The following is a 24,815-nucleotide window of genomic DNA, read 5'->3' as shown; positions in this document are numbered from 1 at the left end:
CGATATATGAAAATAGACCAATTAGAACCAGGTTACTTCGGCATAGGCATACAGCACGGAAAAACACCTGAAAACCTAGGTGTCTTATGGCGTAGTGCTCAAAACCTAGGCGCTAGTTTTGTATTTACAGTCGGAAAAAGATATGCAAAACAGGCTTGTGATACACATGATATTGTAAAAGCTATGCCTTACTTTCATTATGATACATTTGAAGATTTTTATGAACACCTACCTAAAGGTGCTATGATTATAGGTGTCGAGCTGGATGAAAGAGCAATAGATCTTCAAGAATTTAAGCATCCACGTAATTGTGTTTACCTTCTAGGTGCTGAAGATCACGGACTTACTAACGAAGCTATTGAAAAGTCCCATCATTTAATAAAGTTTAACACTCCTAAAAGCTTAAATGTCGCGGTGGCTGGCAGTATTATTATGTACGATAGATCTATAAAAGGCAGTCATATTTATTTAAAAGGCACGCCTAAATAGCCTGTGAACTCCTATAAATACTCAAAAAATTAAAATAATCTGAGTATTAACAATTTAGAAATAATAATCCCTATACCTTTGTTAATATTAATTATTACATTTTATTACAATGAAAGAAGGTACTGTAAAGTTTTTCAACGAGTCTAAAGGATTTGGATTTATCGTTGAAGAAGGATCACAAAACGAATGCTTCGTGCATGTAACTGGACTTATCGATGAGATAAGAGAAGGTGATCGCGTTGAGTATGAAGAAAAAGAAGGAAAAAAAGGAATGAATGCTGTAAACGTAAGAGTTGTACAGTAATAAAGTCATATTTTTTTGTATTCAAAAGCCCTTTCAAATTGAAAGGGCTTTTTTATTTCTATTACTGTTTAATTAATGACATCCACAGTTACCATCACCACATCCACTAGTTTTCTTAGAGGGAAATAATGATTTTCTAAATAACCAGACCAGTGCCACTAAAACAACTACAGCTACCAAAATATATTGTAATAATTCCATTATTTGAGAATTTGATATGCTGCGAGTGCCGCAAAATAAGCAATCACCGTCATTGCTGAAAACTGTATGGCAGGCCATTTCCAGCTATTAGTTTCACGTTTAACTATCGCTAGGGTACTCATACATTGCATAGCAAATGCATAAAAAAGCAATAAAGAAATACCACTAGCAAAATTAAACAAAGGTCCACCTAATATAGGGTTTACCTCTGCTCTCATACGATTTTTGATTGTTTCTTCTTCATCACTACCTACACTATAAATGGTTGCAAGCGTTCCCACAAAAACCTCTCTTGCAGCAAATGAGCTTACAATAGCGATACCTATTTTCCAGTCATAGCCTAATGGCCTTACGGCTGGCTCTATTCCTTTACCTATATAACCTATAAAACTATGTTCTAATTCTTGAGCTGCAATTTTATTAGTTAATTCCTCATCTGATAAATTTTGACCAGCATATTGCTCTTTAATTATTTCTTCTGCATTAGTAAACTGCTCACCTAATCCATGACTGGCTAACAACCATAAGATAACAGATATCGCCATAATAATTTTTCCAGCACCTAGCACAAAACTTTTTGTCTTTTCTAAAACCGTTATTCCTACGTTTTTAAGCATAGGTAATTTGTAGGCAGGCATTTCCATCACAAAAAAGGCTTTGCGTTTAATAGGTAATATTTTGTTGAGTACCCAAGCAGAGAAAATTGCTGCGCCAAAGCCCAGCATATATAATAACATAAGGGTTAGTCCCTGTAAATTAAAAATCCACCATACCTCTTGCTCAGGAATAACTAGAGCAATAATAATTAAATAAACCGGTAACCTGGCAGAACAGGTAGTAAATGGTACAACCAGAATGGTAATTAAGCGTTCTTTCCAGTCTTCAATATTGCGTGTTGCCATAACTGCAGGTATAGCACAAGCAGTACCAGATACTAATGGCACTACACTTTTACCACTCAGCCCAAATTTTTTCATGATGTGATCCATTAAAAAAACCACTCTACTCATATAACCACTTTCTTCAAGTATGGCAATGAATAAAAACAAAAAGGCAATTTGAGGTATAAAAATGACAATCCCACCTAATCCAGGTATAATACCTTCAGAAATAAGATCTGTAAAAGGTCCTTCTGGAAGTGATGTTTGAGCCCATGAACTTGCCTTTGCAAAGAATGTATCAATCCAATCCATAGGATAGGTAGACCAATCATAAATCGCTTGAAATATGAGTAATAATATCACAAAGAAAATAAGGTAACCCCATACTTTGTGAAGTAACACACGGTCTAGTCTTGTTCTTAAATCTTTTGCTTGTGACTTATCTACATTAAGAACCTTATTCAATAGAGCATTGATAAATTGATAACGTACTACCGTTTCTTTATGCTGCATTTTTTTTAAGTCGCTTTCTGACTTAACAGCAAATGAGCTAGATTTTAAATCTTCAAGATCTCTATTCCTATCAATTTTACCAAAGTTGACATCTTGAGTAATCACTAGCCATAATTTATATATGGATTGTCTAGGATAAGCCTTTTTTAAGGTGGCAAAATACTCTGGATCTATACTTGAGGCATTCACACATGGGACTGATTTCAAATTTTTATACTCTGAAATAGCTCTTTTAAGGTTATCAACACCCATGTTTTTTCTAGCACTTACTAATACTACTCTAGTATTGAGCTCTTGTTCCATTAACGCAATATCCAAAGAAATAGCTTTACGCTGCATACGGTCTGCCATATTAATCACTAATATGGTAGGTATTTCTAGATCTTTAATCTGAGTGAACAGAAGTAAATTACGTTTGAGGTTTTCAATATCAGAAACTACCACAGCCACATCTGGATAGTCTTTTGAATTTTTATTGAGCAGCGTCTCTACAACTACACTTTCATCTAGACTAGATGTATTGAGACTATATGTACCAGGCAAATCTAGAATATGAGCTTTTAAACTACGATCTAGTTTACAAATACCTTCTTTTTTTTCTACGGTAATACCGGGATAGTTCCCTACTTTTTGATTTAAACCAGTAAGTCTATTAAATAATGATGTCTTACCAGTATTAGGATTACCTATAAGTGAAACATTAATTGATTTACCCATGACGTTTCACTATTATCTGTTGAGCTGTTTCACGTCTTATTGCTAAAAAAGTACCATTAATATTGAGATAGATAGGATCTTGAAAAGGTGCACTTTCCATCATCATCACAATATTACCTGGTAAACATCCCATTTCAAGAAGTTTAAGAGGTACTTGTTCCTCATTAAAAGAAACAATGGTGGCCTTTTCACCACGTTTAAGATGTGCTATAGTATCGCTCAAAGCTTATTTAGAATAAATTTGAATAAGCAAAAGTAAGTTAAGATGTAGGAATGAAAAAATTTAGAATACTAAACTTTTGTTGTCATTAAGATAACGTTACTTATTACAAGACTTATTTCAATCTATTAATCATGATTTCAAAAGTAGTTCCTTTATCTTTTTTACTATCGGCAACTCTTATCATGCCCTTATGGTAGTCTTTAATAATACGATGAGCTAGAGATAAGCCTAAGCCCCAACCTCTCTTTTTAGTAGTAAATCCAGGAGTAAATACTTGATTCCATTGATTTTTAGGAATACCTTTTCCAGTATCAGAAACCGTTATAAAAACTTTATGAGCATCAGCACGTAAATAGATCTTTATAGTCCCTTTACCTTTCATGGCGTCAATACCATTTTTTATTAAATTCTCAACAACCCATGCATATAATTGCTCGTTTAATTTTACGAGTATAGGCTGACTAGGTAAATCAACAACAAATTCAACTAGTTTTGAACTTCGAGAAGAGATATAATGTACAGCCTTATCTGTTTGATCTACAATATCCATTTCAGAAAGTGTAGGTATAGAACCTATTTTAGAAAATCGCTCTGTAATAGTTTGTAATCTAGTGATATCCTTTTCCATTTCGGTTATATAACTGGGATCTACATTTGTATCTTTAAGTAACGTTGTCCAACCCACTAATGATGATAACGGTGTACCTATCTGGTGAGCACTCTCTTTAGCCATACCTGCCCAAAGCTTATTTTGCTCACTAGCTTTTGTAGAACGATAAAAAAACCAAATCACAGCACCAAATAAGACTAAAATCAACAACAACGCCATTGGAAAGTACTTCATTTTAGTAATAATAGGACTCTCTCCATAATAGATGGTCTGAAAAGGTTCTCCATCATAATTAATACGTATAGGTTCATTTTGGGAGGCATATTCATCTATTAACGACCTCAACTTAAGAGTATCGTTCATTATATGCTCTGGTAAATTACGGGCCTTCATATCACCTTTATAATTTACCTCAATCATGGGAATTGTAGTCGTATTTTCTGTAACGGTAGAGCCCAGATTCCCCATTTCGGCATCAAGAGATTGATTAACTAGATCATCAATAGCAATCTCATACTCTTTCATGTTTTTCTGTTCACTTTCCTTAAGTTGTTGAAAAAACTCATAGGTATTCCATAAAATTAGGGCTGTAATAATCATTGCAAAGGCTATGATTACCCATCTCAACACATTACGATTTGCTGTAAAATTCATGAAAGCTTTTAAGAATTTTAAATATAGTACATAAAGTAAAACGAGCTTAACTAGCTTTTATGATATCTAGGAATAGGTTCTCTTTAAATCTTATTTCTACTTTATTAAAACGCTTTAAAATCCATACCTTTACCATCCTTAAAAAATTACGGTGAAACTAGATCCAAAAGACACAAAAACAGCTCATTTACACAGTATTATGCTGGGCGCGGTACAACCTCGACCTATCGCATTTGCAAGTACAATTGATGAAGATGGCAATGTTAATTTATCGCCTTATTCTTTTTTCAACGTTTTCAGCGCAAATCCACCAATCATGATTTTTTCACCAGCACGTCGGGTGAGAGATAATTCTATTAAACATACTTTAATTAACGCTAGGTCTACAGGCGAGGTTGTAATCAATATTGTCAACTATGATATTGTACAACAGATGTCGTTGAGTAGCACAGAGTATGGTGCAAATGTTGATGAATTTGTAAAGTCTGGATTAACAGCAGTAGCATCAGATATCATTGCACCACCTCGAGTAGCAGAAAGTCCTGTACAATTTGAATGTAAAGTAAAAGAAATTGTAGAATTAGGACAGGAAGGTGGCGCTGGTAATTTGATTATATGTGAGGTAGTTATGGTTCACGTTAATGATGAGATCCTAGATGAGGATGGTAAGATAGACCAGATTAAAATCGACACTGTTGCCCGTATGGGTGGCAACTGGTATTGCCGTTCAAAAGACGCCATGTTTGAAGTACCTAAACCATTAGCTACACTAGGTGTAGGTGTTGATGCACTACCTGATCATGCAAGAAACAGCACCATTCTTACAGGTAATGATTTAGGAAAACTAGGGAATATTGAAGCTATACCAGATAGAGAATCTGTTATCGCTTTCGCGAAAGCGGAAAAACTATCAATTTTAGATATTAAAGAAAAACATAAACGCGCACAAGAGTTGATCTTACAAGGCAACATCATAGACGCATGGAAAATTATATTATTATAACATGGAAGTACAAGGAAAAATCAAAGTAATAGGAGAAACCAAATCTTTTGGTGCTAGCGGATTTCAAAAACGTGAACTAGTTATCACTACTGAAGAACAATATCCACAGCACTTAATGCTGGAATTTGTTCAAGATAAAACAAGTTTGCTGGACAGTTTTCAAGTAGGTGAACCAGTAAAAGTAGGTATTAACTTGAGAGGTCGTGAATGGCAAAGTCCTCAAGGAGAGATTAAATATTTTAATTCTATCGTAGGATGGAGAATAGAACGTGTCGGAGCTACTCCAGCGGCACCACCACAAGAGATACCACCGTTTGATGAATTTGATCCTATCTCAAATTCTAAAGATGAAGATCACGACGACTTACCTTTTTAAAAATTAATGTATGAGATTAGTAAGGACTGATACTCATAATACAGATTTTAAAAAACTAGTTAAAGAACTAGACGCATATCTTGCTGTTACTGATGGTAATGAACATGAATTCTATGACCAGTTTAATAAATTAAACCTTATTAAACATGTGGTACTCTGTTATAAAGATTCTATTCTGGCAGGCTGTGGATCTATAAAAGAATATGATCATCAGTCTATGGAAATTAAAAGAATGTACACTGTTGCTGCTTATCGCAACAAAGGTGTTGCAACATATATTTTAAAAGAATTAGAACAATGGGCCAAAGAATTGTCTTATAATAGATGCATATTAGAAACTGGTACACGACAGCTAGCAGCTATTGCTCTCTATAAAAATAGCGGTTATCAAATCATTGATAATTATGAACCTTATAGAAATGTATTGAATAGTGTATGTTTTGAACGAATTTTATAAAATAAAAAATCCCAACCACTACAGTTGGGATTTTCTTTCTTAATAGGTTAGCCTTCAAACAAACTCAAAAAAAGCAATGATGAAATAAATTAGATAAGAAGGCTTCTCAAAGATTAACATTTTTATCTCAAATTGCAAACTTAATCGCCTAAAATCGTGCAAATTCTAGATCACAATCTTGTTTTCCCACATCCTAGCAGTGCTCCAGACCATGGTTTACTTGCTATAGGTGGTGATTTAAGTGTAGAAAGACTTTTACTAGCCTATCAATCAGGTATTTTCCCTTGGTACAGTGAAGGTGACCCTATATGCTGGTGGAGCCCAGATCCCAGAATGGTATTTGATCTATCTAGCGATCAACCTATGAGAATTTCTAAGTCTCTAAAACAAAGTCAACGCAACAAGGGTTATCTTATTAAAGAAAATACGTGCTTTAAAGATGTGATGCATCATTGTGCCTTAGTAAAACGTCGTGATGAGGATGGTACCTGGATTAATGATGACTTTATAAGTTCATACACGAGATTACATGAATTAGGCCACGCAAAAAGCATAGAGGTCTTCAAAAACGATAAGTTAGTAGGTGGCTTATATGGAATTGATTTATCTGAAAAAAAAATTTTTTGTGGAGAATCTATGTTTACTCTGGCAACAGATGCTAGTAAAATAGCCCTACTACATCTAGTTAACACTCTTAAATCTAAAGGTTATCACTTCATAGATGCACAACTATATAATGATCATTTACACAGTTTAGGAGCTATAGAGATAGATCGAGAGGTGTTTTTAAGTTATTTATAAAGAATAAAATACTCCCAAATTAATAAATAAAGAGCGATTTATATCTTGTGTATAGTCTTCCCAGCGATACTCAGTTACCATTTGTAGTTTGATATTATTACTCAATGCTCTACCTATACCTATAGCTACTCGTTGATCATATCCTGGTTTCTCATTTGCTTGAGCAATAAAAACTGCCTCTATGCTAGATGTGATATAATACTCAGATATATCTAAATTTCCACCGCTAAGCGGTACAGAGCTCGATAGTCGATAGCGCCATCTATGTTTCAAGGCTTCTCCTCTTATGCGTTGATCCCACCTAAATCGGTGCGCTATTCTTAAACTATTAAACTTACGTGCGTATACATATTGTTCTGTAAACCTGATTTCTTCCGGTCGTTGATCATCAAATATCTCACGATACATTATCCCTACACCTATCTGTGAATAAAAACCTATTTCATAACTAGCAAACTGTACTGCTTGAATATGCAAAGCGTTCCATCCATTATTTATAATATTGCGATGTTCTATAGCACTATTAAATCTCCACCTACTATTATTATCCCAGCGCACGTTTATAGATGGCTGTACGATAAAAGAATCTACAATTTGAGCGGTCGAAATAACCGGCAAGAATAGAAAGGTAAAAACTCTAAAATAGTATGAAATCATATTTTAGCTTTTTAACAGAACGTTGCTTTAACAATTCTCCTTCTTTACTGAAAAGCATTTCTTTACGGTAAATCTTATTATCTTTTTTAAAAGCAACAATCATTTCATAATTATCAAAATCATTACTTTCTAGACGATTAGAAATACTCAAACTGTCTTGGTGATTAATCACAAACTGTTTTTGAATTTTTTCAACCTTAAATCGATTAGAAATTTCTTTAAGATTATTAGTGATGATATTTAAAACACTGGAAGCTATTTCCTTTTTTTTAATAAGTACCTCTATGTCTATCAAGATACCTTTTTGATCACACTCGATGCTATATTTATAACCATTTAATTTAAACTTTGCCTCATAAGTAATCAAAGAACCATCTGTTTCTTTATAGTATTTAATTTTCTTTCTGGCTTTACTCAATGTAAAAACCATGTCTCTAGCTTGGATAGGAAAATATGCAATATCTATACGCTCTTCTTGCTCTATCTTTGTATTATTGTCATGCTGAGCTATGATGTTATCCGCTTTCGCGAAAGCGAATACCAAAAGCAATATAATTTTATACCTCATCATATCGATAACAATTTATCTCGTGATCATTTACCATTCCAGTAGCTTGCATAAAAGCGTAGACTAATGTAGATCCTACAAATTTAAAACCTCTCTTTTTTAAATCTTTAGAGATTTGATCAGAAAGCGCCGTGTTTGCTGGCGCATTCTTATAATCTAACACTTCATTTTTTATAGGCTTACCATCTACATAGTTCCATATGTATTGAGAAAAGCTACCATATTCTTTTTGAATGTCTATGAAAAGTTGAGCGTTTGTAATTATGGACTTAATTTTGAGCTTGTTACGTATGATTCCAGCATTATTTAATAATTCATCCTGCTTATCTTGTGTGTAATTTGCGATTTTTTGAACGTCAAATTGATCTAATGCGTCATAGTAATTGGCTCGTTTTTTTAAGATGGTAATCCAACTCAGTCCAGCCTGCATCGTCTCGAGAATAAGAAACTCAAAAAGAGTTTGATCATCATAAACTGGTTTTCCCCATTCTTGATCGTGATAAGCGATATATAAATCATCACTTAAACACCAGCCACATCTATGTTTTTCCATGACTCGAATTTATGAACACTATACGCAACCACCAAATGTCCAGATTTTATAGAAAAAGCATTAAGTTTTCTGTTTTATCTTTAACATCTATGAAAAACACTTTACTCCTCTTTACCACAATTCTACTAGCTTCATGTGGCTCGCAAAAAATTAGAACGACAGATTTATTAAATAAAAAAATAGATGATTGGCATCTAGCAGCAGCTACCGCTAATTATAATGACTACTTTAACTTAATGACTAATGATGCCGTTTTTATAGGCACTGATGCAACTGAAAACTGGCAGCTACAAGAATTTAAAGCTTTTTCAAAGCCTTACTTTGACAACGGTAAAGCCTGGTCTTTCACGTCACTAAAACGTCATATTTATCAACACAATGGTGTCGTTTATTTTGATGAATTGCTAGATACTCAAATGGGAATATGTCGCGGTAGCGGAATTCTAAAAAAAGAAGATGGAGTTTATAAGATTGCACATTATGTTCTTTCTATTACTGTACCTAATGAAAATGTAGCTTCACTTACAGAGCTTAAAAAACAATGGGATATTAATTACAAGAAAGAATTATTAAACAATGAAGAGTTTTAAACCAGAACTCATTATAAGAGTTAGTGAGCAATGTTGGTATAAAAATCAGTACTAGAAATTATTTTGCACTATTAGTCGATGATTTTTTGTCAGTTATTTATGAAATTAAGACATAATTAACAAGATGTTATTGAATCGTGAACTCTGTCCATTATATTGCGGCACCATTAAAACCATTTTATGAAGTTTTTACCATTACTAATCCTCTTAGGATTTGCATTAACTCAAGCACAACCTGGCCTAGACAATCCATGGATGCAGCAATTAAGAGAGCAGAAATCTGAAAATGAAATTACTTACCAAGACATCAAAGATGCAGGTGAGGCTTATTGGGAAACGCATGATAAAGATGCTAAAGGAAGTGGTTACAAACCATTCATGCGATGGGTGGACGCTGCCAAGGCTTATGTTAAGGAAGATGGTACTATACAGGGAGCGCAAGAACTACAATCTATAGTAAATAACAGATATTTTAGAAAAAGTGGCCTTTCGGACAACTCTAACTGGAGTGCAATAGGTCCTTTTTCAATACAAGGGACTGGATCATGGTCTACAGGAACTGGTAGAGCAAACACAATGACGATAGACCCTAATAACCCTAATATTTATTACCTAGGCTCACCAAGTGGAGGAATATGGAAATCTACCGATGCTGGAGTCACATGGACACCTATTTCAGATTTTTTATCTCAAATAGGAGTAAGTGCTATAGCAGTAGACCCAACAAATTCTAACGTTATATATATAGGTACAGGTGATGATGATGCTAGAGACTCAAGTAGTATAGGATTAATGAAGTCCATTGATGGAGGACTTACATGGAATAGTACAGGACTTACTTTTATAGGGGCAACTGCAAATATAAGTGAGGTATACTTAGACCCTAGAGATAGTAACAAAATATTTGTGTCATCAAATTTTGGTTTCTATAGATCTGTTGATGGTGGTGTGAGTTTTTCAAGAACTTTTCCTGCAAATGTAAAAGACATTAAATTAAAACCTGGATCACCAGATACTATATATCTTAGTACAAACAATTCTTTTTTTATATCAACTGATAATGGAATTTCATTCACACAACCTTCTACAGGTTTGCCTAGTGGTATGAGAAGAAGTGTTATAGGTGTATCTCCCGCAAATCCTAATTATGTTTATTTATTAATTATTGATGGCAATGCTAACTTGTTAGGTCTATATCGATCTACTAATAGTGGATTAACTTTTACACGTCGAGATAATGGGACAGACATTCTAGAAAGCGGGCAAGGAAACTATGATCTTGCTTTAGAAGTATCTACTACTAATGCAGAAATTGTTTACACCGGTTGTTTAAATATATGGAAATCCTTCAGTGGTGGTAGCTCTTTTACAAAAATTAACTCATGGAGTAACCCTACTGGCAGTACTTATACCCATGCAGACATTCATCAAATCAGACAATTTGGTACTGAACTATTTGTCATGTCTGATGGTGGTATTTATAGAAGTAATAATGACGGTGGATCTTTCACTGATCTTACTGCAGGAGCTCAAATAGGACAATTTTATAGAATTGCTGTTAGCACACAATCGAGTGCACAAGTGATAGGTGGTTTACAAGATAATGGTGGACAAGCAAGAAGCGGTAATCAATGGAAAAACTTCTATGGAGCTGATGGAATGGATGGTGGTATTGATCCATTAAATTCCAATATACGATATGGGTTTACTCAAAATGGTGGTGGACTTTATTTTACAAATAATGGTGGGAACTCAATTCTTAATTCTATAAATCGCCCTAATGGAGAAAGTGGAAATTGGATCACCCCATTAAAGGTAGATAGTCAAGGTACTATATATGTAGGATACACCTCTCTTTACAAGGTACAAAATAATGGGTTTGTAGCCGTTTCATTTTCATTTGGTAACAATATTGATTTAATTGAAATTGATCCTAATAATGATGATATTATATACATTGCTATAAATAATCTGCTTTATAGAAGTATTAACGCAGGTACAAATTTTTCTGTTGTTTCAAACTTCCCACAAGACATTGCAGCCATTGAAGTAAGTAATACTGATAATAATATCGTTTATGTATCTACTAGTCAATCGTTTGGTAAGGTGTATAAGAGTATAAATCAAGGTAACTCTTTTACAGATATAACAGCAAACTTGCCCAGTTTAGGTAAAAACACTATTGCTAGTTTACCGATGAGTGTAGATGGAGAAATATTCCTAGGAACAACTATAGGAATCTATAAATATGATGATGTTACAGCACAGTGGTCAACATTTAATAATAATCTACCTAATGTGAATATTAGAGATCTTGAAATTAATGGTTTTGACAACATACTAACAGCTGGAACCTATGGTAGAGGGATCTGGCAAACATCAGTCACTGCAGGTCCACCACCTACAGATATTGAATTAATAAGTGTAGGCTCATCAAACAGTAATTTTTCTTGTGGAGACTCTGACATTAATATTGTAATAGAAAATGGAGGTACCACAGACATAAATAGTTTTAATCTTGATTATTCTATTAACGGTGGTTCTTCAGTTAATACCACTTACAACACCACAATTCCTGCACAAAGTCAGACTACTATAAGTTTAACAGGTCTGTCATTTAATTTAGGAACGAATGATATAACAGTAACGGTGAATACAACAAATGATGCTTTTGCTAGTAACAACAATGAAACCACAACAATTCTTAAAAATAATAGTGGTGTCATTAATGATATTCATCAATTTGAAAATAGAAATCTATTAACCTTCAATGAAACAGGAGGAACAAATCTATGGGAACGAGGTGTCCCTACGGGACCTGTTCTTAATCAAGCTGTAAGCGGCACACAAGTTTATGCAACAAATTTAAGTGGTCAACACCCTAATGACACCGTTGCCTACTTATACACAGGTTGTTATGATTTAAACGGTGTTACTAATCCTACTTTACAGTTTGATATGGCATTTGAGCTTGAACAAAATTGGGACCTCATGTTTATGGAATACAGTACTGATAGTGGTGTAAACTGGAATATATTAGGTAGCTCAACAGATGCTAACTGGTATAATTCTAACAGAAACCCTAATGGAGTAGATTGTTTTAATTGTGTAGGAGCACAGTGGACAGGTACAGATGCCGTCATGAAAACCTATTCTTATGACTTAAGTCCATTTAATTCAGAAAGTAATATCACATTTCGATATGTGTTTATTTCTGACCAAGCAGTTACTGAAGAAGGTGTGGTTCTTGATAATGTCGTCGTAACTGGAACACTAAGTAACGATAGCAACACACTTTCAGATTCTTATAAAGTATCCCCTAACCCTTCAAAAGGTAATTTTATACTATCATGGAATAATAAAGACTCTTTTGATTACAGCATCTATGATGTAACTGGTAAACTAATAAAATCTAGACTTAACAATACTGGAGAAAGACATTCCATTAATCTTAATAATGTAGCTCAAGGAATGTACTTTTTAAATATTTCTACGACTTCAGGCATCGTTACTGAAAAACTTATCGTGAATTAATCAAATAGACATTTTAATTTTTAATATTCAAAAAGCTTGCAATTTCTGCAAGCTTTTTAATTTCATTACTAGTTAATTAAAAATTAAATGTATCTCTTGAAACTTAACAATTATTATCTTTCATAGCATTTTTCAATTTTAATTAACTAACCTATCAAATTATATAAGCATGAATTTAAAACAAACCTTACTTGCTACATGTGCAGTGGCCATTGCTGTCACTTCATGTAAAGAACCTGCCAAAAAAGATTATCCAGGTCTAGATATGACCGCCATGGATACTAGTGTTTCTCCTAAAGATGATTTCTATCGCTATGTTAATGGTAAATGGATTGACTCTACAGAGATCCCAGCAGACCAGACCGTTTGGGGTGGCTTTAATAAGCTTAGAAAAGATACTGACGCAGATATGCTTGCGATCTTAGATAATGCTATGAATGATAAGAATCTAGATCAATCATCAGATCAGGCAAAAGCCGTTTTTGTATATCAAAGCATTATGGATACTGACGCAAGAGACAAAGCAGGTTACGAACCATTAAAACCATATCTAGAACAAATAGATGCTGTTAAATCTGTAGATGAAATACCTGCTTTACTTGCTGACCTGTCGGCTAAAGGTTTGCGTGGTTTCTACGGCTTTGGAGTAGGACCAGATGCACAAAACACAGACATAAATGTTGCTCAAATGAGACCTGGCGCATTAGGCATGCAACGTGAGTATTATGTAGATCTAGATGATGCTGATAATGTGGAAAAACTTGCCGCATATGAGAATCACGTAGCGCGCATGTTAACCTTAACCGGTACAGATGCAATTCAAGCAGCAAAAGATGCAAAAACGATTATAGCCATAGAAACACAAATGGCACAACCACGATTAGATAAAGTAGCGAGAAGAAATCCACAATTAAGCTATAACCCTATGAGTATAGAAGAGTTTAAGACTCTAGTGCCATCTATAAATTGGGATGAATATTTTGAAAAATTAGATATTAAAGAATTTGATACTATCATTGTTGCTCAACCAGCTTATATGACTGCACTAAATAATATGTGGGATAATAGCAATTTAGATGCTATGAAAACATATATGCGATGGACCATGATAGACGCGGCAGCCACTATGCTATCTACAGAGTTAGAAGACGCAAATTGGGATTTCTACAGTAAAACTATGCGAGGTGCAAAAGAACAACGTCCTAGAAATGAACGTGCCCTAGCTACCGTTAATGGTACTTTGGGTGAAGCCTTAGGTCAATTATATGTTAGTGAAAAATTCCCAGCTGAGGCAAAAGCCAAAGCAAAAGAAATGATTGAATATGTGAAGAAAGCATATGAAGTACGCATCAATGGTTTAGACTGGATGAGTCCAGAAACTAAAGAAAAAGCTATAGAAAAGCTTAATGGAATGACCATTAAAATAGGTTATCCAGACCAGTGGAAAGACTACTCTGAAATGGAAATTAATAGCCCAGCAAATGGCGGCACTTTATTTGACAACATGCTAGCTGTTCAATCATGGAATTACCGTGATAACCTCAATAAACTAGGAGAAAAAGTTGACAAAACAGAATGGTTTATGTCACCACAAACGGTAAATGCATATTACAATCCATACTATAACGAGATTGTTTTCCCAGCGGCTATACTTCAACCACCATTTTATAATTATGAAGCAGACGCAGCCTTTAATTTTGGAGGTATGGGAGCTGTAATAGGTCATGAAATTTCTCATGGATTTGATGATAGTGGTGCAAAATTCGATGCAAATGGTAACATGACAGACTGGTGGACCGCAAATGACAAGACACAATTTGAAGAACTAGGTAAAGATTTAGCAAATCAGTACAGCGCTATAGAGGTCTTACCTGGAGTAAATATTAACGGAGAATTCACTCTAGGAGAAAATATAGGTGATTTAGGTGGAGTTAACGCCGCATATGATGCACACCAGTTATGGATGAAAGATAAAGGTCGTCCAGATGCTATTGATGGATTTACGCCAGAACAACGTTTTTTCTTAAGTTGGGGAACTGTATGGCGCACAAAAATGCGTGAAGAAGCTTTAAAACAACGTATTAAAGGTGACACGCATTCACCAGGTATGTATAGAGGTTATGTGCCACTGCAAAACATAGATGCTTTCTATGACGCTTTTGAAATCACAGAAACAGATGGTATGTATATCGCACCAGAAAATCGTATAAAAATCTGGTAACATAACTTTTATTAAAAATCAAAAGGCTTTCTTAATTGACAGCCTTTTTTTATGTGGTTGAATTATATTTAAGCCAGCATTAAAGTTATTGATATGAAACAATTTTTACTAATCGCGTTAGTGGTATTAAGTTCCGCTTTCGCGAAAGCGCAATCCTCATCAAACCAAGAGTATATAAAAGATAATTATACTAAAACAATTCACCAGATTGAAATGCGTGATGGTGTAAAACTGTATACTCAAGTTTATAGTCCAAAAGACACCACCCAAAAATATCCCATAATGATGCAGCGTACTTGTTATAGTGTGCGACCATATGGTGAAGGCAAGTATCCTAGTAGATTAGGGCCTAATGAACTACTTATGAAAGAAGGCTACATATTTGTTTATCAAGATGTGCGCGGTAGATGGATGAGTGAAGGTGATTTTGATAACATGCGTCCTAACATACCAGGTAATGATATTAATAATAAAAAAGATATCGATGAAAGCTCTGACACTTATGACACTGTAGACTGGTTAATAAAAAATCTACCTAACAATAATGGAAAAGTAGGTCAATGGGGAATATCATATCCTGGTTTTTATACAGCAGCAGCATTACCTGATGCTCATCCAGCACTGGTGGCTAGCTCTCCACAAGCACCTATAGGAGACTTTTTCTTTGATGATTTCCATCACATGGGAGCGACACTACAGAGCTATATTTTTGCTTATCCAGTTTTTGGTCATCAAACTGAGCCTACTACAGAAAGCTGGTACAATGATAAATGGGATAAATTAAGAGCCGCTGGTAGTATGAATGACTCTTATGCGTTCAATATGGGCATAGGTCCTTTAAAAAATGTTACAGAAAATATATATCCCGATAATTTTTTCTGGAAAGACGTGGCCTCACATCCTAATTATGACGAATTCTGGCAAAAACGTTCTATAATACCACATTTAAACAATGTTGATCATGCAGTAATGACCGTAGGTGGCTGGTTTGATGCAGAGGATTTATATGGACCGTTAAACATCTATAAAAATGTAGAACGCAACAATCCAAATAATAAGAATAATACAATTGTAATGGGACCATGGAGCCATGGTAACTGGGCAAGAGAACCTGGACATCAAATGGTTAATCACATTCATTTTGGCGATAGTTTATCAACTTTTTATCATAGAGAAATAGAAACTCCTTTTTTTGAACATCATTTAAAAGGAGAAAAAAATCCTGTTCTACCAGAGGCATATATGTTTGACACTGGATTAAAACAGTGGGAAAAATTTATGCAATGGCCACCACAGCAAGATGAAATCGTGTTTAGTTTTGGTAAAAATGGAGAGTTGTTGATCAATAAAAAAGGTGATAAAAAAGATTCATTCTCATACATGAGTGACCCATCAAAACCTGTTCCTTTTAGAAGCGAGATAACTCCTGTAACATTCACTCCACGAGCTTACATGACAGATGACCAGCGTCATGCCTCAAGAAGACCAGACGTACTTACCTTTCAAACAGGTGTTCTTACAGAAGATATGACACTAGCCGGAGAAATACAGGCAAATCTAGAAGTAATACTTAAAGGTATTACAGATGCTGATTTTATTGTTAAGGTTATAGACGTTTACCCAGACGATTTGAAAAACGAAGAGCATACACCTGAGCATGTAACTCTTGCAGGCTATCAACAATTAGTACGAGCAGAAACTTTTAGAGGTCGTTTTAGAAATGATTTCTCAAAGCCAGAGCCATTTAAGGAAGGTAAAAAAACTAGAGTAAATTTTCCTTTACAAGACGTATTACACACTTTCAAAAAAGGTCACAGAGTAATGATTCAAATACACAGCACATGGTTTCCTTACATAGATCGCAATCCACAAAAGTATATAGACAACATATTTGAGGCGACAGAAAGCGACTTCACAACTGGGCAAGTAACAATTACTGGAGCTAGTTCCATAAGTGTAGGCGATAACAACGGTATTGAAAAACAATTACCTAAACTAAAACAGTAAATTAAGCGATAGAAGTTCATAATATAAACCTCAATCTGATATGAAAATATGCATATACGATTGAGGTTTTTTTATTAAAACGATCAATTGTCCATAAAAATGATTTAACACAAATATGCGCTTTATCGATTAATAGCTACCGATTGTCTCGATAATTGATTAAAGTTTGCCATATTCGTATTCCCTTTAATAAACATCGATTATGAATACGACCTATGTAGAAAAACAAGAACCTAATACGTTTATGGCTACTCTTTATTTTATCAAAGGCCTATTTAAATTGATCATAAAAACGTTCTTTACTTTTTAAAGAACAACTTATCTTAACTAACTTTTAAAAAATCCTCTTCCCTAAAGAGGATTTTTTTATGCCTATTGATTATTATATGATAGTGTTACATATCAGGCGAGCTGTTATTAAAATTGCAGTAAAGAATTATTACATTATGAAGTGATTGTTGAATAATTACCCTTTAGGAATAGCTGCAATTAACTTTTTAGTGTAATCTGTTTGAGGATTGCGATAAAGTTCATCAGCCTCGTTTTGTTCCTCGATACGGCCTTGATTCATCACAATGACTTGGTCACAAAAGTATTTAACTACCGCTAGATCATGAGAAATAAACAGGTAAGAAAAACCAAAATCCTCTTTAAACTCATTCAATAAATTGAGAACTTGTGCTTGTACAGAAATGTCCAATGCACTTACAGATTCATCACAAACTATCAACTCTGGTTCTAAGGCTACAGTTCTCGCTATACCTATGCGTTGCCGCTGTCCACCACTAAACTCATGCGGATAACGATTATATTGATCTTGAGTTAATCCTACTCGTTCCAGTAATTTCATAACGCGTTCTTTACGGTCCTTATCATTAGTACCTATTCCATGCCATTTCATAGGTTCCATAATCGCTTGTCCAACCGTCAATCGCGGATTTAATGATGCAAATGGGTCTTGAAATATAATCTGTATTTCTTTTCTTAGAGATCGCATTTTATGTCCCTTAAGATTTGTAATATCTACTCCTTTATAAATCAACTGCCCACTAGTAATATCACGCAAACCTAGTATCATATTGCCCAGCGTGCTTTTACCACAACCACTTTCTCCTACTAATCCCAAGGACTCACCAGCATACAACTTAAGACTTACACCGTTAACAGCGGTAAAAAATTGTTGCTCTTTAAATAACTCTTTTTTAAGTGGGTATTTCTTCACCACATTAACTAATTCTAGTAACGGCTCTTGAGTATACAATTTGCTATGCGATTGGACTCTTTCTATATCAGTAACCACCTCTGTAGGAACAGTATCTACCATAAAATCGTTAATTATAGGTAGTCTTTTAAGTCTGGACTTCGTATCTGGTCTAGCCGCAATAAGTGCTTTAGTGTATGTTTCTTGGGCATTTTCAAACAACTGATGTGGTGTTCCTGTTTCTACTACTTTACCTTTATACATCACCGCAATACGGTCTGCTATCTCATGAACTAGACCTAGATCGTGCGAGATAAAAAGCACGCTCATCCCATATTCTTTTTGAAGATCTTTAATCAGTAAAATAATTTCTTTTTGAACGGTAACATCTAGCGCTGTGGTAGGCTCATCTGCAATTAGTATTATAGGTTTACAGGCTATCGCCATAGCAATCATAACACGTTGCATTTGACCACCACTGATCTCGTGTGGATATTTTTGAAACGTTTGCTCAGGAATGGGCAATTTTACCTTTTCAAAAAGTTGTAAAACCTCTGTTTTAATTTCTTTAGAAGATAAGCTGGTATGAATCTCAAGAATTTCTGCTACTTGCTTACCACATGTGATAGTAGGATTTAGAGAGCTCATAGGTTCTTGAAAAATCATACTTATCACGCTTCCGCGAAAGCGTGACCAATCTCGACCTTTGAAGTAACGTAAATCCTTTTCTAGAATAGATAATACCGTGGCATCTATAATCGTTTTTTGAGCAGGCAATAAACCCATTAATGCCTTAGAAGTAACAGACTTACCGCTACCAGATTCACCAACTATGGCAAGAATTTCATTTTCAAATAACTCGAGATTAACGTCAAATAAGACTTGATTCTCTTGTTTACCATTTTGAAAGGTAACATTGAGATTTTTTACAACAGCCAGTGGCTTATTTTGTGATGATTTGGTCATCTGTAAGTAAAGGTTCTAATCGCAATTTAAGAACTATTTGAGCTACAGCGATAACGTCTTTTTCACAATATCTAGCAATGCGGTTCACATCGTTTTCTTCATAATACACATTGCGTACTTGAGAGCCATCTATGTCATCCTTAGGCGATGAAATACCTAATACACGAGTCATTAATTTTAGAGATGTGAAATGCTTATAATCGCCAAATTTCCATAACTCCATAGTATCTAAATGCGGTACTTCCCATGGCTTTTTACCAAAGAGATTAAGTTTTGCAGGTATAGCAATTCCATTAATAATCATACGTCTTGCTATAAAAGGGAAATCAAACTCCTTACCGTTATGGGCACAAAGCAAATGATGTCTTCCAGAGAAATGGTTTTTAAGTAATGTACTGAACTCTTCTAAGAGGTCAATTTCAGATCCTGTAAAACTGCGTACTCTAAACTGTCTATAAGTACGGTCTACAAAGTACCCTACTGATATGCAAACTATTTTACCAAACTCTGCCCAGATACCTGCACGATCATAAAATTCCTCGGGTGTAAATTCTTCTTTACGTTGATATTTAGTTTTATCTGCATAGAGCTGCTGATCTAAAACATCCAGTTTATCAAATGATGGATGTAAAGGAACTGTTTCTATATCTAGAAACAGGACATTCTCGAGTTTAAGTGCATCTAGCATATCAGTTACTATTTACATTCCTAATTCATCGCCAGCGTCATCTTCATCTTCTAAACCATCATCACCATTCTTATACTCTTCACAATCTACTATAATGGATAAATTTTCTGGTTCATTGAAATTTGCTTTTGATATATCCAGATTTTCATCTGCATAAACAGATTTCATGTAAGAACCCCATATAGGTAGTGCCATAGTAGCACCTTGACCATAACGAGTGCTAGGAAAATGGACTGAACGATCTTCTCCACCTACCCATACACCAGACACTAAATTAGGAACAATACCCATAAACCATCCATCAGAGTTGTTTTGAGTAGTACCTGTTTTACCAGCTATTTCATTTTTAAAATCATATGGGTAGCCAGTTACTACACTTTTATAGAACTTATTGTTTTTTGCCCAGCTACCTCTCAAACGGCTTCCACTACCAGATTGAGTAACACCTTGCATTAATTTAAGAGTTACAAATGCGGTTTCGGGATTCATCACATCTCTTGTTTCTGGAACATATTGATAAAGTACCGTACCATTTTTATCTTGAATACTAGTTACTAAAACTGGAGTATTGTAAATACCTTCATTTGCAAAAACACCATATGCGCCTACCATTTCAAAAAGGCTTACATCTGCAGTACCCAATGCTAGTGAAGGAACAGGTGCCATTTCTTTAGTATTTATACCTAGACGACCTGCAAGATCTATCACAGGTTGTGGTCCTACATCATCCATTAATCTAGCAGATATTGTGTTTACAGAATGTGCTAGAGCATCTTTCAATGTCCTAATCGTACCATACTTTCCATTAGAATTACTAGGCGTCCAGTCCTTAGTATTACCATGTTTGCCTGCTGGTATCGTATATTCTCCATCTGGTAATTCTTTACATGGAGAATATTTTAATAGATCTATAGCTGTTGCATATAAAAATGGCTTAAAGGTAGATCCAGCCTGGCGCACTCCTTTTTTAACATGATCAAATTTAAAATGCTTGTGATTAATTCCACCTACCCAAGCTTTTACATAACCTGTTTGAGGTTCCATAGACATCATACCTACTTGCAAGAATTTCTTATAGTAGTATATTGAATCACGTGGTGTCATTACTGTGTCACGCTCGCGACCTGGAGCCTGCCAATCAAAGACAGTCATCTCTGTTTCTTTATCAAAACTTGCAAGAATTTCTTTTTCTGACTTGCCTTCTTTCTTCATCAATTTCCATCTTTCTGAAACTTTTATGGCGCGATTAATTGAAGATTCAACCTGTTTTGCAGTGATGTCTCTAAAAGGAGCCGTTTTTAATTTCTCGTTTTGGGAATCAAACTCTAGCTGCAGGTTTGCCATATGTGCAACCATGGCATCTTCTGCATATTTTTGCATGCGACTATCGATCGTTACATTAATCTTTAACCCATCATTATAGAGATTATAATTCTCTCCAGTCTCTGGATTAGTATTACTAGCTGCCCAATCCTTCAACCAGTCTCTTAAATACTCGCGGAAATAAGTCCCCATACCGTCGTTGTGACCTTCTGGTGTAAAGTTTAATTTAATAGGTTGTTCTCTAAGACTATCTTTAGTTGCTTCAGTCATTTTTCCATTGCGCACCATTTGAACAAAAACCTGATTACGACGACCTAATGATTTTTCTTTAGATATTTCTCTATAAGGATTGAACTGTCTAGGGTTTTTGAGCATGGCTACAAAAACCGCACTTTCTTCTACAGTTAATTCCTTAGGCTCTTTACCAAAATAAATATTAGAAGCTGATCGTATACCTATGGCTTGTTTTAAAAAATCAAACTGATTTAAATACTGCGTGATTATCTCTTCTTTAGTATACTGTTTTTCAAGACGTGTAGCGATAATCCATTCCCGGATTTTCTGAATTCCACGTTCAATTTTGTTACTACTGCGCTGCTCTGTAAAGTACAGTTTTGCTAGCTGTTGCGTGATGGTACTTGCACCACCTTTTTGTCCTAAAAAGGCAAATGCTCTAGCTGTACCATAACCATCAATACCACTATGATCCCAGAAACGTTCATCTTCAGTCGAGACTAGTGCGTCGATAAGATTTTGTGGTAGATCCTCATACTTCACTGGTTTACGATTATCTGTATAAAAGCTACCTAGCGTTTTACCATCTGCCGTGACTATTTCTGTGGCTAGTTCAGATTGTGGGTTTTCTAATATGGTGTGATCTGGTAAAGAACCGAAGATTCCCCATGCTGTAAGTAAAAATAAAAGAATTACCATTCCTATACCTACAAATACTAGTTTCCAGAATAATTTAATATTCTTCTTAGTTTCTTGCTCTTTTTGAGCTTTTTGTGCTTTAGTTGCTGCCATGTTGCACTTGTTTTTCTATACTATATCCTATATCGAGTACTCCTTCTAACTGGGCAATACCGTCTACAGAACCATTTTTTCTCATTGCATGGCGTAAGGTGAGTAGATAAGTTCCGCTTTCGCGAAAGCGTACTCCTTCCTTATACCATAATTTATTTTCATAAACATCACTATAACCTGAGCCTAGGAATTGACCTTGTGGTGTGGCCATGTTATACTCTAATGTGTCTGTAACGATTTTTCCTTGTGGAAATTTCATCTCGGCGATTAAGTATAGGTTGCTATAGGCATAGTTGTGATTATTTCTCATATGGAGAAACATGTCATATGTGTTCACTGTATCTACTGGCTGAATCTTAAAAACAGGCGCTTCAAGAAGACTCCATTGAGCATCGCTAAAGGCAACTGATTGCGAATCAACTAAATTATTATCGCAAGACACCAAGGTTAAACAACTTAAAATTAAAAGTAAGGTGATTCTCATTACTCGTTTTTCTTAGGTGGTCTATTGCGATTATTGGGCCTTTTTTTACGCGGTTTATTAGCGGCATCACCTGTTGGTTTAGGCTTAGGTTTTGACTGCGTGGTTTGAGTCCCGTCTTTGGGTTTATTTTGATTGGTCGGTTTTCTTCTAGGCTTAGGTTTAGGTTTCTGACCTTTTGCATCTGGTTTTGGACCTTTAGTCTGTGGCGCCTTAGATTGCGGTGCTTTCTTATGATTAGGCTGTGATGTTTTCTTTGCAGCGGCATCTGGTTTAGGACCACGATTATTACGACGTTTTTTACGCTTTTTATTTTTAGTAGCAGGTTGATCAAAACGAGTCAAACTATCTTGTCCCACAACGTTTTCAAAGTTAACTTCTTCAATAACAACATGCTCTGCTGCATATTCTTCTATACTAGCTACTTTTTCTTTGGCTTTATTTTTAGAAACAATCTCATGTACTTGTGTTGTAGTTAATGTATGCCAGTTCATCCATTCTCCTTCATAACAATACCACATCAGTCCTTTAAAGATGTCAATTTTCTGACAAACAGCGGTTCCTTTTTCAGTGTATAATTTCTGGTTTTGTTTAGGAAAGTCCTTGAGAGCGTCCATATATGAATCTAGTTCATAATTTAAACAACACTTTAATTTCCCACATTGTCCAGCAAGTTTTTGTGGATTTAAAGAAAGGTTTTGATAACGTGCTGCACTAGTTGTTACTGAACGGAAGTCTGTTAACCAAGTTGAACAGCATAACTCGCGACCACATGACCCTATACCACCTAATCTAGCAGCTTCTTGACGCAAACCTATCTGGCGCATCTCAATACGTGTCTTAAACTCTGTTGCGTATTCTCTAATTAACTGGCGGAAATCAACGCGTTCTTCTGCAGTATAGTAAAAGGTAGCTTTTGATCCGTCTCCCTGAAATTCAATATCAGAGATTTTCATTTGAAGGTTTAAACGTATGGCTATTTCACGTGCGCGCACCTTCATAGGTTCTTCTCTCTCACGAGCTGCCTTCCATTTATCTATATCTGTCTGTGACGCGATGCGATAAACCTTAGGCATATCATCTGTCTCATAACGGATTTTCTTTTTCTTCAATTGTACACGTACTAACTCACCAGTAAGAGTTACTATACCTATGTCGTGACCAGTCTCTGTCTGTGTGGCAACGATGTCACCTATTTTTAATTGTAAATTTTCAGAGTTAATAAAATATTCTTTACGGCTATTTTTAAACCTTACTTCTACATAATTAAAAGGTGCCTGACCGTCTGGCAATTCCATGTTTGCTAACCAGTCAAAAACCGTCAATTTATTACATCCACTAGTACCACATGTACCGTGATTTTTACAACCGCCTGGAGTTCCTCCACCGGTTCCACAACTATTACAGCTCATTAATCCTACGTATATATATTGAAATCCAAGCGATTAACTCACTGGATTGAATCATTGTTATTAAACGTAAATATAGGGAAATAAGTATAGGGAAATAAGGTGTACTTAAGGAAGTAATGTGAGAATATGAAGAACCCTATAACTTTTCTTTAAAGCATAAAAAAAGCCGCTCATTACTGAACGGCTATTTTTGCTCCTCTTCTTGGGCTCGAACCAAGGACCCTCTGATTAACAGTCAGATGCTCTAACCAACTGAGCTAAAGAGGAATGTGATATACACAACACTAAAACTAATTTGCTTTAGCGAGCGCAAATATAAAACGTTTTTTTATTTGCCGCCAAATTTTTTAGCGAATAAT

Annotated in this window: 22 protein-coding genes and 1 tRNA gene; 10 read left to right on the top strand and 13 right to left on the bottom strand. The window is 35.1% G+C overall.

Annotation, left to right across the window (positions count from 1 at the left end):
- Window positions 1-6 precede the first annotated feature (6 nt).
- Both BST92_RS06845 and BST92_RS06840 read left to right on the top strand, forming a co-directional pair.
- On the top strand, window positions 7-489 hold the full coding sequence (locus tag BST92_RS06845; RefSeq protein WP_105070773.1) for an RNA methyltransferase: 483 nt from the start codon (window positions 7-9) through the stop codon (window positions 487-489).
- Between the two features lie 109 nt (window positions 490-598).
- The gene (locus tag BST92_RS06840) at window positions 599-793 is read left to right on the top strand and encodes a cold-shock protein (RefSeq protein WP_036582883.1); all 195 of its coding nucleotides are present in this window, start codon (window positions 599-601) and stop codon (window positions 791-793) included.
- Window positions 794-865: 72 nt separating this feature from the next.
- Here BST92_RS06840 and BST92_RS15520 read toward each other — a convergent pair whose 3' ends face one another.
- The 4 genes from BST92_RS15520 to BST92_RS06820 form a co-directional block, all read right to left on the bottom strand.
- Window positions 866-994 carry a FeoB-associated Cys-rich membrane protein gene (locus BST92_RS15520; RefSeq protein ID WP_105070772.1) on the bottom strand — a complete coding sequence of 43 codons (129 nt, stop codon included), beginning with the start codon at window positions 992-994 and terminating at the stop codon, window positions 866-868.
- On the bottom strand, window positions 994-3,105 hold the full coding sequence (gene feoB / locus BST92_RS06830; RefSeq protein WP_105070771.1) for a ferrous iron transport protein B: 2,112 nt from the start codon (window positions 3,103-3,105) through the stop codon (window positions 994-996). Before feoB ends, BST92_RS15520 begins: the two co-directional genes overlap by 1 nt.
- Window positions 3,098-3,328: a FeoA family protein gene (locus tag BST92_RS06825; protein ID WP_105070770.1), complete on the bottom strand. Its 231-nt coding sequence runs from the start codon at window positions 3,326-3,328 to the stop codon at window positions 3,098-3,100. Before BST92_RS06825 ends, feoB begins: the two co-directional genes overlap by 8 nt.
- A 112-nt stretch (window positions 3,329-3,440) precedes the next feature.
- Entirely contained in the window at window positions 3,441-4,592 is a 1,152-nt protein-coding gene (locus tag BST92_RS06820) for a sensor histidine kinase (RefSeq protein ID WP_105070769.1), read from the bottom strand.
- 151 nt (window positions 4,593-4,743) lie between these two features.
- Between BST92_RS06820 and BST92_RS06815 the strand changes: the two genes are divergently transcribed.
- From BST92_RS06815 to aat, 4 genes are all read left to right on the top strand, one after another.
- Window positions 4,744-5,595: a flavin reductase family protein gene (locus tag BST92_RS06815; RefSeq protein ID WP_105070768.1), complete on the top strand. Its 852-nt coding sequence runs from the start codon at window positions 4,744-4,746 to the stop codon at window positions 5,593-5,595.
- Between the two features lies 1 nt (window position 5,596).
- Entirely contained in the window at window positions 5,597-5,971 is a 375-nt protein-coding gene (locus BST92_RS06810; RefSeq protein WP_105070767.1) for a DUF3127 domain-containing protein, read from the top strand.
- Window positions 5,972-5,981: 10 nt separating this feature from the next.
- Window positions 5,982-6,428, top strand: a complete 447-nt coding sequence (locus tag BST92_RS06805; RefSeq protein WP_105070766.1) for a GNAT family N-acetyltransferase — start codon at window positions 5,982-5,984, stop codon at window positions 6,426-6,428.
- A gap of 156 nt (window positions 6,429-6,584) precedes the next feature.
- Window positions 6,585-7,229, top strand: a complete 645-nt coding sequence (aat, locus tag BST92_RS06800; protein ID WP_105070765.1) for a leucyl/phenylalanyl-tRNA--protein transferase — start codon at window positions 6,585-6,587, stop codon at window positions 7,227-7,229.
- On the opposite strand, the gene BST92_RS06795 is transcribed toward aat, so the two are convergent.
- Genes BST92_RS06795 through BST92_RS06785 form a run of 3 tightly spaced genes read right to left on the bottom strand, consistent with a single transcriptional unit; the run spans window position 7,224 to window position 9,007 of the window.
- On the bottom strand, window positions 7,224-7,886 hold the full coding sequence (locus BST92_RS06795; protein ID WP_105070764.1) for a DUF2490 domain-containing protein: 663 nt from the start codon (window positions 7,884-7,886) through the stop codon (window positions 7,224-7,226). The genes aat and BST92_RS06795 overlap by 6 nt on opposite strands.
- Window positions 7,867-8,436 carry a hypothetical protein gene (locus BST92_RS06790; RefSeq protein WP_146105120.1) on the bottom strand — a complete coding sequence of 190 codons (570 nt, stop codon included), beginning with the start codon at window positions 8,434-8,436 and terminating at the stop codon, window positions 7,867-7,869. The genes BST92_RS06795 and BST92_RS06790 overlap by 20 nt, the downstream gene beginning before the upstream one ends.
- A 7-nt stretch (window positions 8,437-8,443) precedes the next feature.
- On the bottom strand, window positions 8,444-9,007 hold the full coding sequence (locus tag BST92_RS06785) for a DNA-3-methyladenine glycosylase I (protein ID WP_105070762.1): 564 nt from the start codon (window positions 9,005-9,007) through the stop codon (window positions 8,444-8,446).
- A gap of 89 nt (window positions 9,008-9,096) precedes the next feature.
- On the opposite strand from BST92_RS06785, the gene BST92_RS06780 reads away from it, so the two are divergent.
- From BST92_RS06780 to BST92_RS06765, 4 genes are all read left to right on the top strand, one after another.
- Window positions 9,097-9,597: a nuclear transport factor 2 family protein gene (locus BST92_RS06780; RefSeq protein ID WP_105072215.1), complete on the top strand. Its 501-nt coding sequence runs from the start codon at window positions 9,097-9,099 to the stop codon at window positions 9,595-9,597.
- A gap of 180 nt (window positions 9,598-9,777) precedes the next feature.
- Entirely contained in the window at window positions 9,778-13,131 is a 3,354-nt protein-coding gene (locus BST92_RS06775) for a T9SS type A sorting domain-containing protein (protein ID WP_105070761.1), read from the top strand.
- Window positions 13,132-13,300: 169 nt separating this feature from the next.
- The gene (locus BST92_RS06770; protein WP_105070760.1) at window positions 13,301-15,352 is read left to right on the top strand and encodes a M13 family metallopeptidase; all 2,052 of its coding nucleotides are present in this window, start codon (window positions 13,301-13,303) and stop codon (window positions 15,350-15,352) included.
- Window positions 15,353-15,445: 93 nt separating this feature from the next.
- Window positions 15,446-17,359, top strand: a complete 1,914-nt coding sequence (locus BST92_RS06765) for a CocE/NonD family hydrolase (protein ID WP_105070759.1) — start codon at window positions 15,446-15,448, stop codon at window positions 17,357-17,359.
- 466 nt (window positions 17,360-17,825) lie between these two features.
- On the opposite strand, the gene BST92_RS06760 is transcribed toward BST92_RS06765, so the two are convergent.
- The 6 genes from BST92_RS06760 to BST92_RS06735 form a co-directional block, all read right to left on the bottom strand.
- On the bottom strand, window positions 17,826-19,526 hold the full coding sequence (locus BST92_RS06760) for an ABC transporter ATP-binding protein (RefSeq protein ID WP_105070758.1): 1,701 nt from the start codon (window positions 19,524-19,526) through the stop codon (window positions 17,826-17,828).
- Window positions 19,504-20,214: a 3'-5' exonuclease gene (locus BST92_RS06755; protein WP_105070757.1), complete on the bottom strand. Its 711-nt coding sequence runs from the start codon at window positions 20,212-20,214 to the stop codon at window positions 19,504-19,506. The genes BST92_RS06760 and BST92_RS06755 overlap by 23 nt, the downstream gene beginning before the upstream one ends.
- Window positions 20,215-20,226: 12 nt before the next feature.
- On the bottom strand, window positions 20,227-22,563 hold the full coding sequence (locus BST92_RS06750; protein ID WP_105070756.1) for a penicillin-binding protein 1A: 2,337 nt from the start codon (window positions 22,561-22,563) through the stop codon (window positions 20,227-20,229).
- Window positions 22,550-23,047 carry a gliding motility lipoprotein GldH gene (locus tag BST92_RS06745; RefSeq protein WP_105070755.1) on the bottom strand — a complete coding sequence of 166 codons (498 nt, stop codon included), beginning with the start codon at window positions 23,045-23,047 and terminating at the stop codon, window positions 22,550-22,552. Before BST92_RS06745 ends, BST92_RS06750 begins: the two co-directional genes overlap by 14 nt.
- On the bottom strand, window positions 23,047-24,456 hold the full coding sequence (locus BST92_RS06740; RefSeq protein WP_105070754.1) for a PSP1 domain-containing protein: 1,410 nt from the start codon (window positions 24,454-24,456) through the stop codon (window positions 23,047-23,049). Before BST92_RS06740 ends, BST92_RS06745 begins: the two co-directional genes overlap by 1 nt.
- Before the next feature lie 193 nt (window positions 24,457-24,649).
- A tRNA-Asn gene (locus BST92_RS06735) sits at window positions 24,650-24,723 on the bottom strand.
- Between the last annotated feature and the right edge of the window lie 92 nt (window positions 24,724-24,815).

Source organism: Nonlabens arenilitoris (assembly GCF_002954765.1).
In the GTDB taxonomy this organism is placed as follows: Bacteria; Bacteroidota; Bacteroidia; order Flavobacteriales; family Flavobacteriaceae; genus Nonlabens; species Nonlabens arenilitoris.
The sequence above is the reverse complement of the archived record's forward strand: the minus strand, read 5'-3'. Positions and strand labels throughout refer to the sequence as shown.

Bases quoted from the DNA above. Each gene is read 5' to 3' on its own strand.
- BST92_RS06845 (WP_105070773.1), top strand. From the start codon at position 7: ATGAAAATAGACCAATTAGAACCAGGTTACTTCGGCATAGGCATACAG.
- BST92_RS06840 (WP_036582883.1), top strand. From the start codon at position 599: ATGAAAGAAGGTACTGTAAAGTTTTTCAACGAGTCTAAAGGATTTGGA.
- BST92_RS15520 (WP_105070772.1), bottom strand. From the start codon at position 994: ATGGAATTATTACAATATATTTTGGTAGCTGTAGTTGTTTTAGTGGCA.
- feoB (WP_105070771.1), bottom strand. From the start codon at position 3,105: ATGGGTAAATCAATTAATGTTTCACTTATAGGTAATCCTAATACTGGT.
- BST92_RS06820 (WP_105070769.1), bottom strand. From the start codon at position 4,592: ATGAATTTTACAGCAAATCGTAATGTGTTGAGATGGGTAATCATAGCC.
- BST92_RS06810 (WP_105070767.1), top strand. From the start codon at position 5,597: ATGGAAGTACAAGGAAAAATCAAAGTAATAGGAGAAACCAAATCTTTT.
- BST92_RS06805 (WP_105070766.1), top strand. From the start codon at position 5,982: ATGAGATTAGTAAGGACTGATACTCATAATACAGATTTTAAAAAACTA.
- BST92_RS06795 (WP_105070764.1), bottom strand. From the start codon at position 7,886: ATGATTTCATACTATTTTAGAGTTTTTACCTTTCTATTCTTGCCGGTT.
- BST92_RS06785 (WP_105070762.1), bottom strand. From the start codon at position 9,007: ATGGAAAAACATAGATGTGGCTGGTGTTTAAGTGATGATTTATATATC.
- BST92_RS06780 (WP_105072215.1), top strand. From the start codon at position 9,097: ATGAAAAACACTTTACTCCTCTTTACCACAATTCTACTAGCTTCATGT.
- BST92_RS06775 (WP_105070761.1), top strand. From the start codon at position 9,778: ATGAAGTTTTTACCATTACTAATCCTCTTAGGATTTGCATTAACTCAA.
- BST92_RS06770 (WP_105070760.1), top strand. From the start codon at position 13,301: ATGAATTTAAAACAAACCTTACTTGCTACATGTGCAGTGGCCATTGCT.
- BST92_RS06765 (WP_105070759.1), top strand. From the start codon at position 15,446: ATGAAACAATTTTTACTAATCGCGTTAGTGGTATTAAGTTCCGCTTTC.
- BST92_RS06760 (WP_105070758.1), bottom strand. From the start codon at position 19,526: ATGACCAAATCATCACAAAATAAGCCACTGGCTGTTGTAAAAAATCTC.
- BST92_RS06755 (WP_105070757.1), bottom strand. From the start codon at position 20,214: ATGCTAGATGCACTTAAACTCGAGAATGTCCTGTTTCTAGATATAGAA.
- BST92_RS06750 (WP_105070756.1), bottom strand. From the start codon at position 22,563: ATGGCAGCAACTAAAGCACAAAAAGCTCAAAAAGAGCAAGAAACTAAG.
- BST92_RS06745 (WP_105070755.1), bottom strand. From the start codon at position 23,047: ATGAGAATCACCTTACTTTTAATTTTAAGTTGTTTAACCTTGGTGTCT.
- BST92_RS06740 (WP_105070754.1), bottom strand. From the start codon at position 24,456: ATGAGCTGTAATAGTTGTGGAACCGGTGGAGGAACTCCAGGCGGTTGT.